We start from the raw sequence: 14,476 nt of genomic DNA on the forward strand, positions 1-14,476 counted from the left end.
GTCCCGCGGTTACGGCTCCGTGTACGACTTCGCCTCGAAGGTCACGTCGTGGGTGCCGGGGTCATGGTCGAACAGCATCCCGCCCCGCGTCCGGGAATGCGCCGGAACGTAATCGAAGGTGACCGAAGCGGTTTCCACCGCCGTCCCCGCCTTGCCGAGAGTGCCTTCCACCGTGACCCTGGCGGCGGTGGCGCCGCCGTCGTTGGTGACCACGAACTCCACCAGATGGCGGCCATCGATCGTAGAATGCCGCTCCGCATGGGCCTGCAGCTTCGGCGGAGTATCCTGATCGAAGGCATCGTAGAGGATGAGGCCGATCGAACCGACCATCATGGCGAGGCCCAGCAGCGCCGTCGCCCATTCCAGCGGAGGCACCTGCTGCGGGCCCCGTTCAGGCCGGCGATCGGCGTCCCCCCGGGATCCTGGCTCGTTCCGCATGGTTCCTCCTACAGTATGAGCCGGGCGAGCGCCGCGCCGAGCGCGCCGGGGAAGCCGATCACCACCATCATCTTCGCGGTCTCGAAGATCCCGGCGGCGTCGGTGCGCCCGAAGGTCCAGAGCACATAGAGGCTGACCAGCAGGGCGATCGCGTACCCCGTGATGGTAAACCGCAGGAGGACATGGAGGAACGCGCCCTCCCGGCGCTCCTGCCCGCCGAAGCCGACCGTATAGACGAAGACGTGCAGGAGCAGGATCGAGGTGAACGCCAGCGCCAGGGCGTGCCATTCCGTCATCTTGTAGGCGATCAGGACCATCTCCTCGGTGGGAGCGACGTTGAACGCCATGAAGAGCGCCCCCGCCATCATCAGGAACAGCTCGCCCCTGTAGGAGGCGTCTTCCTTGCGGTGCTCCGTCTCGTCCCCGTATCTTTCGTCGCCGCCGAGTTGCTGGCGCGCCAGTATGGCCCCGATGCTGGCCGGAACCGCCTGGAGAGAGATCTTGCCGAGGATCTCCTGCCAGTGCTGGTCGGGCATGACGATACCCATCATCGCCAGCATGACGGCCGAGGAAACGAAGCCGACCATATAGGCCGTGAGCGCGTCCACGACATCGTCTCGCCAGTCGAAGGTGTCCTTGATGCCGGAATAGTAGGAAAGACCGATCAGCACGGGAAAATTGACCGTCAGGAAGAGTGCCAGGCGCAGCCGGTCGAGATAGAAGCCCAGCCACCACATCTCCATCGTCATCAATAACGGAAACGCGAAGACGATGGCGCCGCCGAACGCGCGCGCAAGCCCCATGAAGTCGGTCCGATTCGCCTGTTCCATTTCTTCCCCGACGACATCGCGTGCCATTGCTGTTTCTAGAACGCGGCATGCGCGGGATCGTGCCGGACAGGGGGTCTGTCAGGAAAATCCTGACAGACATGAGGGTATCTCCTTTCAGCATAGGGATGTCGGTTATGCCATCATGGACGATCTGCGGGAAACCGTGCGGATTGAACATGCCAAGGTCGATCGAGGTGGAACGAATTCCCCACGGCGGCACCCGCCGGCCGCCGGCGATGGATCCGCCATGACCCGGCGGACCCCCGGAACCGTCGCGGACGCCATCCCTGCCGGGCACCTCACGACGAGGTGGCGCTCGATGCTGGCAAGTGTTCACAGGCGTTTTCCGACCGGTTTCGGAACCGGCATCGACAAAGCCAGCCAGCCGCTGTTGCTGCTGGTCCTGACCGCCGCGATACCCATCCTGCTGTTCGGCCTATGGGCCTCCCATCTCTCCGCGGAAAAGAAGCGGTCCGACAGCCGCCGGGACATACTGGAAAGGGTCGAGGACGTCACCGAACGGGTGTCGTCCGAACTGCAGAACCATCTGGGGAAACTGCAGGGGCTGGCCGCCTCCTCCGCGCTCGACGGCGACGATCTTCGGAACTTCTACACCGAGGCACGCCGGCTGAAGGCCGACAATCCGCTCTGGCACACCGTCGAACTTGCCGACCCTTCAGGCGCCCAGGTGCTCAACCTGCTGCGTCCCTTGGGGCGGGACCTGGGACCTTCCGCCGAGCGTTCCAGCTTCGACAAGGTCGTCCAGACCCGGCAGCCCGCCGTCAGCGGGATCGGCCCGATCGGCCCGGTTTCAGGCCTGCAGCTGGTCGCCTTGCGCGTTCCCGTCGTCCGCGACGACCGACTCCGGTTCGTCCTCTCCGTGGCGTTCGAACCGAAGTCGATCAGCGCGATCCTGCGGGACGCCGGCGTACCGGCGGGCTGGATCGGCGGCGTGGTCGACGCGCGCGGCAACCTCGTGGCCCGCACCCTCGACGAGGGCTTCACGATAGGCAATCCCGCGAGCGAGACGTCGCGGGAGGCCGTGACCCGCGCGCCGGGAGGTTTCTACCGCGGCAAGACCCTGGAGGGGGTCGACGTGGAGGTGGCATATCAGCTGCTGCCCCATACCGACGGCTGGTCGGTGCATTTCGGCATATCCAGCGAACTGCTCGACGCACCGGTGGAGAAGTCGCAATACCTCCTGGCCGGCGGCGGCATCCTCAGCCTGGTGCTGGCCGGGGCCCTCTCCATCGTGGTGGCGCGCGACATCGCGCAGCGGCGGCATTACGAGCGGACCAGGGCCACCCTGATGCTGCAGGCGAGCGAGGAGCATCGCGCCATGGCGCTCGAGGCCGCGGCCCTGGGAACATGGCGCTGGAACGCCGAGAACGACAGGTTGGAGGCCTGCGCCCGGGCGGCCGAGCTGCTCGGCCTTCCACGGCTGTCCCCATCCGGTGAGATCAACGCCTGGCAGCACCGGCACATGCAGGATGCCGTCCATCCGGACGACCGGCCCCGGGTGGACGAGGCGGTCCAGCAGTGCCTGAAGGGAGACCGGCCGATCGAAATCGAGTTCAGGACGGTTCGCCGGGACGAAAGCGTGCATTGGGTTCGCCTCATCGGGAGATGCCAGCGTATCGAGGAGAACGGACCCGAGCTTCTTCAGGGCGTCATCGCCGACATCGACCATCGCAAGCAGGCCGACGCCCGCCACAACGCGCTGCTTCGGCAACTGGCGCAGGCCCAGGAGGACGAGCGGAGACACATCGCGCGCGAGCTGCACGACCAGGTCGGCCAGACCGTCACCGGGCTGGCGTTCGGGCTGAAAGGGCTCGAACAGGGGCTTGAGCAGGCTCCGGGGACGAAGCCGCTGATCGAACGGGTCCATTGGCTGCGCAACCTGACCGCCGAAATCGGCCGCGACCTGCATCGTGTCGCGGCCAACCTTCGCCCGACGGCGCTCGACGACCTGGGGCTGGAAAAGGCCCTGCGGACCTATGCGGCGGACTGGAGCGAGCGGTACGCGGTTCCCGTCGATATCCAGTCGATCGGAAGCGACGGCCGTCTCCCGGCGGAAACGGAAACCGTCGTCTACCGCGTCGTGCAGGAGGCGCTGACCAACGTGCTGAAGCACGCGTCCGCCTCCTTCGTCAGCATATTGCTCGAGCGCAAGACCAATCATCTCCGCATCATCATCGAGGACAACGGCCGGGGCTTCGATACGGCAGGCATCCTGGGGGACAATGCCGCCGCAGGCGCGAACGGCATCCCTCACCTGGGCCTGTCCGGCATCCGCGAGCGCCTGTCCCTGATCGGCGGTTCGGTGATGATCGAGTCCTCGCCCGGCGCGGGGACGTCGCTCTACGTACAGGTCCCGGTTCCACAGAATCAGCAGAGGTCGGACTCATGACAGACATCCGCGTCGCAGTGGCGGACGACCATCCCGTGGTCCTGGCCGGCATCAAGGCGCTGCTTCAGGCGGCGCCCGAGATCACGCTCGTCGGCGACGCCACCACGGGCAGGGCCGCCATCGAGTTGATCCGGCAGGCCGCCCCGGACATCGCGGTCATCGACATCTCCCTCCCCGATCTCAGCGGGCTGGACATCGCCCGCCATGTCGCGGAGACCTGCCCCAAGGTCAAGCTGCTGGCACTGACGGTCCACGAGGACCGGGGTTACGTCCAGCTGCTGCTGCAAGCCGGCGTCAGGGGCTATATCCTGAAGCGGTCCGCGGCCGAGGATCTCGTCCGGGCCATCCGCGCCGTCGCGGCCGGAGGCGTCTTCCTCGATCCGGAAATAGCGGACAAGGCGCTTCCGGAGACGGCGCACAACGGGTCGGCGTCGTCGGAAAAGGAACATCTCAGCCAGCGCGAGACGGAGGTCCTAAGGCTGACGGCGCAGGGTTTCAGCAACAAGGAGATCGCGGCCCGGCTCGACGTGAGCATCAAGACCGTCGAGACCTACAAGGCGCGGGCGTCCGAGAAACTGAACCTGCGCACCCGGGTGGACATAGTCCGCTACGGCGTCGCCCACGGCTGGCTGGAAAGCATCTGACGCGGTCCGCCTTTCCGCGCCGAGGCCGGCATCGGGCGACGGGACGGACGGATCGCCCTCCGTGTCCTGCGGGGAATCCGGCAGGAACCCGCCTGATCAGGCACTGTTCCCCCGGAAGCACCCGAATCCCGAGAGGGCATCCCGGTTTCCTTGCGCACGCGGCCGACCGAAAAAGGAGACCGGACCTCCGAACGCTCCATCGGCAGGAGAAACCATGAGCCCAGATCTTCCGGACCGGAAAACGGGCCCTGCGCATACGTCCTCACCGAGGGGCGGGGGAGGCATCCTTGAGCCGGGCCGGAACTGCTGGTGCGTGGCGCCCTTCGACCGGGCGGCCGTCCTGATCGACGCCGCCGATTACTTCGAACGGCTGGAGGAGGCCTTGCTCCGGGCGCAGCGCTCCGTCCTGATCGTCGGCTGGGACTTCGACGGCCGGATCGCGCTCCGCCCCCGTTCCGGACCGCAAGGGCGCCGCCCCCTCAGCCACCTGCTGCGCGGCCTGGTGGAGGAGCGGCCCGGGCTGGAAGTGCGGATACTGGTCTGGGACTATTCGGTGTTCTACGGGCAGAGCGCCCCGAAGCCCCTTCTCATGGGTGCCGACTGGCAGCACCATCCGCGCATCCACCTGCGCCTGGACCGCGAGCATCCGCTGAACGCCTCCCATCACCAGAAGCTGGTCTGCATAGACGACGCGGTGGCATTCGCGGGCGGCATGGATCTTACCGTCCAGCGATGGGACACGCCGCGCCACGGCATGGATGACGCCTGCCGCATCGATCCCGATGGTGCCGCCTACGATCCCGTCCACGACCTGCAGATGATCGTCGACGGTGCCGTGGCCGGAGCGCTCGCCGACCTGATCCGGCGCCGCTGGGAGGACGCCACCGGCGAGACGCTCGGCCCTGTGGAAGCACCCGGGGATCCCTGGCCCCCGGGCCTCGAACCGGACTTCACGAATGGCTCGATCGGCATTTCCCGAACCGTTCCGCCCCGAAAGACGGCCCCCGCGATCCGGGAGGTGGCGGAACTGACCCTCGATGCCCTCGGGTCCGCCCGCGAAGCGATCTACATCGAGGCGCAGTACCTGACCGCGCCGGCGGTCGGCGACTGCCTGGCGGACCATCTGGCCGCCGACGACGGCCCGGAGATCGTCATCGTCACGTCGGAAGACTTCCACGGGGTCGTCGAGCGCTTCGTCATGGGTTCCAATCGCGACCGGCTGGTGCGCCGCCTGAAGTCGGCCGACCGCCATCACCGCCTGCGGGCCGGCTCCCCGGTCGTGCCATCCGCCGGGGGCGAGCAGGAGATCCTGGTCCATTCCAAGCTGCTGGTCGTCGACGACCGGTTCCTGCGCCTGGGCTCCTCCAACCTGAACAACCGTTCCATGGGTCTCGACACGGAATGCGACCTCGCCCTGGAGGCCCGGGACGACGAGACCCGCCGAGTCATCGTCCGGCTGAGGAACCGCCTGATCGCTGAGCATCTCGGCACCAGCGTCGAGCGGCTGGAAAGCGTCCTGGCCGTCGAGCGTTCCCTGCTGCGCGCGGTGGACGGCCTGAACGGAGGGCCGCGGAGGCTCAGGCCCTTCCGGTGCCTGGACGGGACGGGACCGACCACGACCCTGCCCGGGACGGGCCTGTTCGATCCGGACGCCCCGTTCGAGCCGCTGCGGATCCTGGGCAGGGTATGGGATCGTTGACCGCACCCGGCGGCGCGATGGTCAGGCCCGGGCATCGGAACTTGTCCGCCTCATCGCCTCGGATACCAGGAAGGCGGTCCCGCCGATGGCGAGCGGCACCAGGAAATAGACCGCGCGGAAGACCACGAGGGCGCCGAACACCTGTGCCCCGGGCAGAAGGAGCAGGACGACGCCCTCTATCACGCCGAGGCCGCCGGGCACGTGGGCGACCAGGGCGGTGGCGTTGGCGATCGCATAGGCGGAGGCCACCGCCGGGTAGGAGACATCGGCGATGCCGGCCAGGATCTGGTGGAGGCACGCCGCCACCAGCGAGAAATTCACCGTCCCGACGACGGCCTGACCGACCGCCAGGCGCAGCCCGGGCATCCTGAAGGTCCATCCGCGCAGCCGCAGGGGTCGCCGCATGAGTGCCGCGAGCACGATATAGGCCGCCGCCACGCCGAGACAGCCGGCGCCCAGGCCGATCACTGTTCCCCGAGCGAACCCGGACGCCTGCTCCGCGAGCCCCGGATGGAGCAGCAGCGCGGTGCCGCCAAGGATCAGGAGGCCCAGGAGAACGGTGGCGCCGCAGAAAACGATGATCTGCGCGACCTCGATCGGCGCCAATCCCCAGCGGGTATAGAAGCGGTAGCGCACCGCCCCGCTGCTCAGGGCCGCGAAACCGAGATTGTGCCCGATCGACAATGCGGTGAAGGAGGCGAGCGCCACCTTCCGGTAGGGAAGCGACCGCCCGGCATACCGCACGCCCAGGGCGTCGAATCCGGTCAGGCAGGCGTAGCTGGCCGCGGCGAAGCCGCCCGCCGTCAGAAGGCGGGTCCAGGGGACCATGGCGACCGAGGAAAGCACCTCATCGAAACTGTACCGGCCCAGCGCCCGGTAGAGCAGGAAACCCGCGATCCCTATGGCGATCACGGTGATGGCGGGAGCGTATTTCTTCAAGTGCCGGGACACCTCCCCTTCAGGAACGGGCCTTCAGGAATGCGAACGTCATCCTCCCGTGGCTGCCGGCCGCGCCGGTCGCGCGGTCCGGGAACCGAAGCGGACGGCAGCCTGGATCAGGAAGGATTTCCCCGGTCAGACCGGATGGCCGGGATTGGGCGCTTTCTCGGCGCCATAATCTTCCGGCGTCGTGTCATCAGCCCCCATGTCCGAACGCGCGTCGCCAAGGTTCTCCGTCTTGACGCGGGTGCCTTGCCGCTGCGCGTCGCCCGGCTGTTCCGGCTTGTCTTTGCCGTCCTTGTCGTTCGTCATCATTTTTCTCCTCGTTCCGACTCTCCAGGATGCAGCCCGATCAGGCCTTCATGCTCTGGAGCGCGGCTTGGCACGCCTGCTCGCACCGGCGGCACGACTCCGCGCAGACCCGGCAATGCTCGTGCTTCGACGCATGGCCGTCGCATTCCGCGCCGCACAGGCGGCAGGCGGTCGCGCAGGCCTGCAGCGTCAGGCGGATCAGTTCCTCGTTCGACCCGGTCCGGCGCGACGCGATCGAACCGGTCGCCGCGCAGATGTCCGCGCAGTCGAGATTCAGCCGAATGCACTGGCGGAGCTCCTTCACCATATCCTCCGCCAGACAGGCGTCCGCGCAGGCGGTGCAGGTCTGGGCACAGGAATAGCACTCCTCGATGCATCGGATCAGGGCGTCGTTGATGTTTCCCTTTACATCGGGATGCGTCCCGATCATTTCGCGAACCATCATCTTACCGTCTCCTCATGTTTGACGAGGCTTCTGCTCCAATTATGGCGCCTCGTGCTGCAAACAGTCCCCGACGCACCGGATCGCGCGCAAAATGTGCCGGCCGTCGAAAAAGGACCTGCCTCCGACCGGCGGTCGGAAACCGGGCGGGAGCGCCGGCCGTGGTGGAGCGGCCCCTGACGAGGGGATCGGAACTGATCCGACGCCGCGCCGCGGGCCGCGGTTCAGCCCTTGAGGAAGGCGAGGAGTTCCTCGTTCACCTGGTCCTTGTGGGTGGTGCACAGGCCGTGCGGGGCGCCGGGAACGATCTTCAGCGTGCCTTGCGGCAGAATGGATGCCGCCGCCATGCCGGTGGTCGCCAGCGGGACGACCTGGTCGTCGTCGCCGTGCAGCACCAGCGTCGGGATGGTCATCTTCTTCAGGTCCTCGCGCTGGTCGGTCTCCGAAAAGGCCTTTACGCACTCGTACAGCGCCAGCAGGCCGCCCTGCATTCCCTGCATCCAGAAGGTGTCCATCACCCCTTGCGAAACCTTGGCGCCGGGACGGTTGTAGCCGTAGAAGGTGGGGGTGAAGTCCTTGAACAACTGGGAGCGGTCGGCCTTCACGCCGGCGCGGATGCCGTCGAACACCTCCGGCGGCACGCCTTCCGGGTTCCAGCCGGTCCTGACCATGATGGGCGTGACGGCACCGATCAGCACGGCCTTGGCGACGCGGGACACGCCGTGCCGGCCGATGTAGCGGGCGACTTCGCCGCCTCCGGTGGAGTGACCGACATGGACGGCCTCCTTCAGGGCCAGCGCCTCGACGACGGCCGCGAGGTCGTCGGCGTAGTGGTCCATGTCGTTGCCGAAGCCCGGCTGCGACGACCGGCCGTGCCCGCGCCGGTCATGGGCGATCACCCGGTAGCCGTGCTGGGCCAGGAAGAGCATCTGGTCCTCGAAGGCGTCGCCGGTCAGCGGCCACCCGTGGCTGAAGACGACCGGCTGACCGGTCTGCGGCCCCCATTGCTTGACGTAGATCTGGACACCGTCGCTGGTGGTCACGTAGCTGCCCTGGAGCATGGCACTGTTCCCTTGTGGCTTGGTCCGGCGATCGGCAGGCGCGATTTGCACGGCCACCGCGGGCGTGAGGATTCCCGGAAGCCGGGCATCGGGGTTCGCCGATCACCGTGTCGATGTGCCGATGGTATCGGATCGCCCGGATGGCCGATTGCCGCATAGGAACGGATTTTGAAGATTCTGCGCATCGCGGCGGACGTTCCGGTCAGGCGGTCCGTGCGTCCGCCGTGCTTCCCGTCCTGCCGTAATCCGGCGCGCCGAAAGCCGCCGCGTCGCGGTGGCGCCAGACGCGGGGGGTCATGCCGACCAGGCGGCCGAAGGTGCGGGTGAAGTGGCTCTGGTCGGCGAAGCCGCAGTCGAGCGCGATGTCGGCGAGCGACCGGGTGCCGTCCCGCATCAGCGCCTTGGCATGCTCGACACGCCGCCGGAGCAGCCACTGGTACGGGGTGGTGTCGGTGGTATGGCGGAAGGCGCGGACGAAATGACCGACCGACAGGCGGCACTCCGCGGCGAGTTCCGCCAACCGGATCTCGCCGTCGAGCCGGGCGGAGATCATGTCCTTGGCCCGCCGCTCCTGCCAGGGAGCGAGCTTCCCGACTCCCTTGGCCGGGGACAGCCGGCCATACGCGGTCAGGACATGGTTCGCCAATGCGCAGGTGAGATGGTCGATCAGCAGCAGGCCGACCCGTTCGGGCATCGTGAGCGCCGGCAGCATGGCGGCCGCCAGCGCCGCGATCGACGGATCGTCGACGGGACGGCCCGGTTCGATGGCGAGATCCCTCAGCCGTTCCGCCCGCCCGTCGGGAAGCAGGGAGTCCAGCACGGTGCGCGGCATATGGAAGGTCATGATATCGAAGGCCGTGTGCATGCGGCAGGCGATGTCGCACCGCAGATCATGGATGCTCGTCAGCCCGGCGATGTTCGCCGGCTTCTCCACGGGCCTGCCATCCACCCAGACGTCCGAGCGGAAGTCGGAGAGGTAATGGCTGATCAGGAACGCGTCCTCGATCGCCGGGGGGTCCAGCATCCCCAGTCCGTCGATGCCGCATCGGACCCGCGCGATGCCCACCATCCCTCGTCCGAGCCTGCGGACCAGGACGGCCGGCCGATCCGGCACCGGGATGAAACGCAGGTCGAGGTTGCTTCCGGCGGCCCTTGTCATCGTGGTCTCCCTTGGTTTGCCGGTCGGTATCCGGCGACGGCGCTTCCGCGACGTGGGAACAGACCCGCGACGCAGCGGCAAGCCGCGCCGGGAGCGGCAGCCGACTGCTTTTCGACGGCGGAGAATATTCGGGTATGATAGCGGGAAGCCATTGCACGCAGATTGGACCGCGTACTGCCATGGGCTAACCAACCTAGACCTTGGTTTAGATATCGGCCGTTCCGTATGGATCGACGGAGTGCCTTGAGCAGGGAATGCGCCCGCGGCCGGGGTTCCGGAAGATAAGCTTGCCATATCGCGAATGCCTATCATTATCGGCTCGGAGATGCCGCCGCCGGATCACGCCGTCGCCGTAGGACCGAGAGTCTATGATGGGAAAACTCCACGACATCCCGACCATGCCGTGCCCGGAAACGCTCGAAACCAGAAGCGCCGGCAGCAAGCTGGCGCGCGGACGGCTGATCGTCGCCCTGGATGCCCTGATGTCGAAGCGGAACGTCACGCTGGCGGCCAGGGACCTGGGGCTCCAAACGCCTGCGCTCAGCCGCCTGCTCGCCCAGTTGCGGGAGGAGTTCAACGATCCGCTGTTCGTCAGGACCGGGCGCGGCCTGGTCCCGACCCCCTTCGCCGAAGCCCTCCGGCCGCGGGTCCAGGCGCTCGCCCTGGAGATCGACGCCCTGTTCCAGGCGACGACGGACGGCGCGCCCCGGGAGGCGCCGCTCGATCCGGGCTGGAGCATGCAGCGCCCCGCCCCCGTCCCGGCCCTGGAGGTCCGTCCGGCCACGCTGCTCGAAGGCGAGCCGACGCCGGCCCGGCTGATGGCCAAGCTGGACCGCATCGGACCCGATGCCCCCGCCCATGAAAGACTGGCCCGGAACATCGGCGTGCTCGGGATCGGCGGCGGCGGACATGGCCGCCCCCTCACCAGCGGGGAAGCCGAGGAGGCGATGGGGATCATCCTGGCCGGCAACGCGGATCCGGCGCAGATCGGCGCCCTGCTGGGCATGATCCGCGTGCGGGGGACGACGGCGCCGGAACTCGCCGGCTTCGTACGGGCGATGCAGGCGTCCATCCGTCCCGGGCTCGGCGAATCCATCAGGGCGGATGTCGACTGGCCCTGCTTCGCCTCGCCCAACTATCACAACCCGCCCTGGTTCCTGCACGCGGCCCGGCTGGTGTCGCAGGCGGGATACCGGGTCGTCCTTCATGGCAACACGGGCGGAGGAAACGCCGCCGCCCGGTTCGACATCCTGGCCGCAGCCCTGGGAATTCCGGTCTGCGCCGGAGCCGCCGACATCGCGTCGGCGCTGTCGCGGGAAGGCATCGCCTATGTTCCCCTGGCCGACCTCGCCCCGCAGATCCACAGGCTGATCGATCTGCACCGGCTGACGCTGTTCCGCTCGGCGGTGCTGGAGGCGGTCCACCTGCTCAGGCCCATTCCCGGCAGCACCAGCCTGCTCGGGGTGGCTAAGCCGTCATACAAGGAGCTCCATCGCGACGCCGCCGGCATCCTGGGCTGGAAGGACATGGTGGTCCTGGGCAGCGTCCGCGACGTCGCCCAGCTGAACCCCTTCCGTCCCGCGACGATGTACCGGCTGGTCGACGGCGAGGCGGACGACCTGGTCCTGCCGGCGCGCATGGTCGAACCTCGGGCCACGCCGAGGCCGCGCGTGACCAGCCTGGAATACTGGCAGGGGTTATGGAGCGGAGCGACCCGCGATGCCCGGGCCGAGCGCATCATCGTCGGAACCGCCGCGTTCGCGCTCTTTTCAATTCCCGGCGGCACCGGTTCGGGCTTCGACGACGCCCTGGACCAGGCGGAGCGTCTCTGGAAGGACAGGCGCAAGGCGTGATCCCGGTTCGGCGCCGCCTGTCTGCGAGTAATTCTTAATATCATAGTGATATTCTTGCAACGGTGCCGGATCGACCCTGCCGCCCGTCATCCCGGGCCTGGAATCGTCGGTGCCGGGATACTCACAATCCATTGATATGAAAGGGAAATTCTCCGCGGGCGGGCTTGCGCGTCAGGTCCAGGGGTCATCTGCCCTGCATCGCCATACCGCTGGGCGGCCCGATCCGGCGACAGACAGACACGTCGTTTTTTGCAATTTAGAACGCTTCTGAATCTCAGTGCTTGAAGGGTGGCGCCACCGGATTGCTAGAAGGCCGGCCATTGATCGCCACGCCGATCGTGGCGAATTCCGGGAGAACTCGATGCGACAAGCCACCGCCCCCCTTTGCCTCAGGCCCGTCCTTGCCGGCGCCGCCGCGACCGCCAGCCTGGCCATGACCTTCTCCACCGTTCCGGCGACGGCTGACGCGCAGACGACCGCTCCGGGCAACGGCGAGGCACCGGGCAGTTCTTCCGACGACATCCTCGTCCTCGACACGATCAACGTGGGCGCTGCCACTCCTCAATCCGGCAATGTCAATTCCGCCTCCACCGGCATCTCCCGCCTGCCCGAGACGGTGAAGGAGACGCCCCGGGTCATCAACGTCGTGCCCCAGGAGATCATCGAGCAGCAGCGCGCCGCCTCGCTCGAACAGGCGCTGAGGAACGTGCCCGGCATCACCATCTCGACCGGCGAAGGCAATGGCGGCCAGAGCGGCGACCAGTTCCGCATCCGCGGCCTGACGGCCCGCGGCGACATCTACCTGGATGGCCTGAAGGATTTCGGTGTCTACACCCACGACATCTTCAATACGGAAACCGTCCAGGTCCTGAAGGGGCCGACCGGGAGCGGCTTCGGCGTCGGCAACTCCGGCGGCGTCATCAATCAGAGCAGCAAGAGGGCCGGCCCGGAGAGACGGGCGGAAATCGAACAGTCCATCGGTTCCGGTCCCCTCTACCGCACCACCGTCGACCTCAACCAGCCCATCAACGACACGACCGCACTGCGGCTGAACGGCCTGTACCATGATCAGGATATCGCCGACCGGGACGAGGCCGAGGCGGACCGGAAAGGTCTGGCGCTGGACCTGGGCCTGGGCCTGGGAACCCCGACCACCTGGCACCTCAACTATTTCTACCTGAACGGCAGGAAGACCCCCGACATGGGCCAGCCCATGGTCCTGGGAGGCGATGGGGTCTATCGCCCTGCGGGAGAGTTCGGACTGGATCGCTCGACGTCCTACATCCGCAATCTCGACCGGGACGACACGGAGAACCATGTCGTCACGTCGCTGCTCGCCCACGAAGTCAATTCCGGGCTGTCCCTCTACAACGATACCCGGTGGAGCCACTACGAGCGGGACTTCGCCGCCACCAATCCCGCGTCCCTGAATGCCGCCGCGAGCGCGCTGTTCCTGAGCGGCGGGGATCCGGCACTGACCTACGGCGCCGGCGGCGGCATGGCCTTCGAGCAGGAGGGCTGGGGCGTCCAGAACATCGCCGGCGCCAAGGCGGAGGGCATGCTGTTCGGCCTGCGGCACAGGGCGAACGGCGGCATCGACGTGAACTACCAGAAGGACGAGCGCCGCTCCGGCAGCTGGGTAAACCGTACCGCCAACCAGACGGTGCGCAATCCCATCCACACCTACAATGCCGACACCTTCATCACATACCCGCCCGAAGGAGGCCGCGAGGCCAGCGTCACCAACACCGGGCTGTTCGTCAGCGACCGCGTGTGGCTCCTCGACCAGGTTTCGGTCCAGGGCGGCATCCGCTGGGACTATTTCCGCACCACCTTCAGCTCGGCCAACCCGACCATCGCCGGCGGCGAGGACACCGAAACCACCTGGAGCCCGTCGGTCAGCCTGATCTACGAGCCGACCCAGGCCTCGTCGGTCTACGCGTCCTATTCCCGCTCCTACAAGCCGATCGGCACCGACATCGCGGCGGCGGTCACCAACGGCACGGCCGAGACGCCGAACGACGCGCGGAACTTCGATCCCGAGAAGACCGACCTGTACGAGGTCGGCGCGAAGGCCGATTTCCTGAACGGCCGGCTGGGCCTCGGGGGCTCGATCTTCCAGGTGGAGAAGAGCAACACCTACTCCGTCGATCCCGCGACCGGCACGATCACCGACGCCTTCTCGGAAGCCGGCCTCGGCGTGCGCGTCAGGGGCGTCGAAGGAAGCATCAGCGGCAGGCTGACCTCGGCCTGGAACGTCTATGCCAACTATGCCTATCTCAGCGGCGAGGTGACGGAGTCCCGGACCAACCCCGACGTCGTCGGAAACGACGCCGCCAACGTGCCGAGGCACAATGCCAACCTGTGGACGAGCTACGACTTCGATACCGGCCTGCCCGGCGTGGTGACGGTCGGGGGCGGCATCCAGTACGCCTCCGAATACTGGTCGGACAGCGCGAACACCGCCCGCATCCCCGACACCTTCACCCTGGACGCGGTCGTCTCGTACGAGATCGCGAACTTCTCGGTCGCCCTCAACGGGTACAACTTGAGCGACCACCGCAACTACACCTCGGCATTCAACGCCGTCCGCGCCGTCCCGGCGTCGGGCCGGACCGTCGTGCTGACGGTCGGCGCCGAGTTCTGACAGCCCCGGCCGGGCCGCTTCCGCGGCGGTCCGGCATTTCTC

General features: G+C 67.4%; 12 protein-coding genes. 5 read left to right on the plus strand and 7 right to left on the minus strand.

Annotated elements, in window-relative coordinates:
- Positions 1 to 9 precede the first annotated feature (9 nt).
- On the minus strand, positions 10 to 438 hold the full coding sequence (locus JL101_RS17705; protein WP_203097168.1) for a hypothetical protein: 429 nt from the start codon (positions 436 to 438) through the stop codon (positions 10 to 12).
- An 8-nt stretch (positions 439 to 446) separates the two neighbouring features.
- Positions 447 to 1,268 (minus strand): TIGR02587 family membrane protein, encoded by an 822-nt coding sequence (locus JL101_RS17710; RefSeq protein ID WP_203097167.1) that lies wholly within the window; start codon positions 1,266 to 1,268, stop codon positions 447 to 449.
- Positions 1,269 to 1,587: 319 nt separating this feature from the next.
- Here JL101_RS17710 and JL101_RS17715 point away from each other — a divergent pair, with 319 nt between their 5' ends.
- From JL101_RS17715 to JL101_RS17725, 3 genes are all read left to right on the plus strand, one after another.
- The gene (locus tag JL101_RS17715) at positions 1,588 to 3,678 is read left to right on the plus strand and encodes a sensor histidine kinase (protein ID WP_203097166.1); all 2,091 of its coding nucleotides are present in this window, start codon (positions 1,588 to 1,590) and stop codon (positions 3,676 to 3,678) included.
- On the plus strand, positions 3,675 to 4,322 hold the full coding sequence (locus JL101_RS17720; RefSeq protein ID WP_203097165.1) for a response regulator: 648 nt from the start codon (positions 3,675 to 3,677) through the stop codon (positions 4,320 to 4,322). Before JL101_RS17715 ends, JL101_RS17720 begins: the two co-directional genes overlap by 4 nt.
- A gap of 313 nt (positions 4,323 to 4,635) precedes the next feature.
- Positions 4,636 to 6,021 (plus strand): phospholipase D-like domain-containing protein, encoded by a 1,386-nt coding sequence (locus JL101_RS17725; RefSeq protein ID WP_203097164.1) that lies wholly within the window; start codon positions 4,636 to 4,638, stop codon positions 6,019 to 6,021.
- 21 nt (positions 6,022 to 6,042) lie between these two features.
- On the opposite strand, the gene JL101_RS17730 is transcribed toward JL101_RS17725, so the two are convergent.
- From JL101_RS17730 to JL101_RS17750, 5 genes are all read right to left on the minus strand, one after another.
- Positions 6,043 to 6,960 carry a lysylphosphatidylglycerol synthase domain-containing protein gene (locus tag JL101_RS17730; RefSeq protein ID WP_203097163.1) on the minus strand — a complete coding sequence of 306 codons (918 nt, stop codon included), beginning with the start codon at positions 6,958 to 6,960 and terminating at the stop codon, positions 6,043 to 6,045.
- Between the two features lie 135 nt (positions 6,961 to 7,095).
- Entirely contained in the window at positions 7,096 to 7,275 is a 180-nt protein-coding gene (locus JL101_RS17735) for a hypothetical protein (protein WP_203097162.1), read from the minus strand.
- 37 nt (positions 7,276 to 7,312) lie between these two features.
- Complete coding sequence (locus JL101_RS17740; protein ID WP_203097161.1) at positions 7,313 to 7,717, minus strand: four-helix bundle copper-binding protein; 405 nt, start codon at positions 7,715 to 7,717, stop codon at positions 7,313 to 7,315.
- 221 nt (positions 7,718 to 7,938) lie between these two features.
- Positions 7,939 to 8,775: an alpha/beta fold hydrolase gene (locus JL101_RS17745; RefSeq protein WP_203097160.1), complete on the minus strand. Its 837-nt coding sequence runs from the start codon at positions 8,773 to 8,775 to the stop codon at positions 7,939 to 7,941.
- Positions 8,776 to 8,977: 202 nt separating this feature from the next.
- Complete coding sequence (locus JL101_RS17750) at positions 8,978 to 9,934, minus strand: helix-turn-helix transcriptional regulator (protein WP_203097159.1); 957 nt, start codon at positions 9,932 to 9,934, stop codon at positions 8,978 to 8,980.
- Positions 9,935 to 10,302: 368 nt separating this feature from the next.
- Between JL101_RS17750 and JL101_RS17760 the strand changes: the two genes are divergently transcribed.
- Both JL101_RS17760 and JL101_RS17765 read left to right on the plus strand, forming a co-directional pair.
- Positions 10,303 to 11,787 (plus strand): glycosyl transferase family protein, encoded by a 1,485-nt coding sequence (locus JL101_RS17760; RefSeq protein WP_323374667.1) that lies wholly within the window; start codon positions 10,303 to 10,305, stop codon positions 11,785 to 11,787.
- Positions 11,788 to 12,148: 361 nt separating this feature from the next.
- Positions 12,149 to 14,434 (plus strand): TonB-dependent receptor, encoded by a 2,286-nt coding sequence (locus JL101_RS17765; RefSeq protein WP_203097158.1) that lies wholly within the window; start codon positions 12,149 to 12,151, stop codon positions 14,432 to 14,434.
- Positions 14,435 to 14,476 lie beyond the last annotated feature (42 nt).

Source organism: Skermanella rosea (assembly GCF_016806835.2).
Lineage (GTDB): Bacteria > Pseudomonadota > Alphaproteobacteria > Azospirillales > Azospirillaceae > Skermanella > Skermanella rosea.

What these genes read in the sequence shown, in the direction of transcription:
- JL101_RS17720 (WP_203097165.1), top strand. Translation starts at nt 3,675, where the DNA reads ATGACAGACATCCGCGTCGCAGTGGCGGACGACCATCCCGTGGTCCTG.
- JL101_RS17740 (WP_203097161.1), bottom strand. Translation starts at nt 7,717, where the DNA reads ATGATGGTTCGCGAAATGATCGGGACGCATCCCGATGTAAAGGGAAAC.
- JL101_RS17705 (WP_203097168.1), bottom strand. Translation starts at nt 438, where the DNA reads ATGCGGAACGAGCCAGGATCCCGGGGGGACGCCGATCGCCGGCCTGAA.
- JL101_RS17760 (WP_323374667.1), top strand. Translation starts at nt 10,303, where the DNA reads ATGATGGGAAAACTCCACGACATCCCGACCATGCCGTGCCCGGAAACG.
- JL101_RS17715 (WP_203097166.1), top strand. Translation starts at nt 1,588, where the DNA reads ATGCTGGCAAGTGTTCACAGGCGTTTTCCGACCGGTTTCGGAACCGGC.
- JL101_RS17745 (WP_203097160.1), bottom strand. Translation starts at nt 8,775, where the DNA reads ATGCTCCAGGGCAGCTACGTGACCACCAGCGACGGTGTCCAGATCTAC.
- JL101_RS17735 (WP_203097162.1), bottom strand. Translation starts at nt 7,275, where the DNA reads ATGATGACGAACGACAAGGACGGCAAAGACAAGCCGGAACAGCCGGGC.
- JL101_RS17710 (WP_203097167.1), bottom strand. Translation starts at nt 1,268, where the DNA reads ATGGAACAGGCGAATCGGACCGACTTCATGGGGCTTGCGCGCGCGTTC.
- JL101_RS17765 (WP_203097158.1), top strand. Translation starts at nt 12,149, where the DNA reads ATGCGACAAGCCACCGCCCCCCTTTGCCTCAGGCCCGTCCTTGCCGGC.
- JL101_RS17750 (WP_203097159.1), bottom strand. Translation starts at nt 9,934, where the DNA reads ATGACAAGGGCCGCCGGAAGCAACCTCGACCTGCGTTTCATCCCGGTG.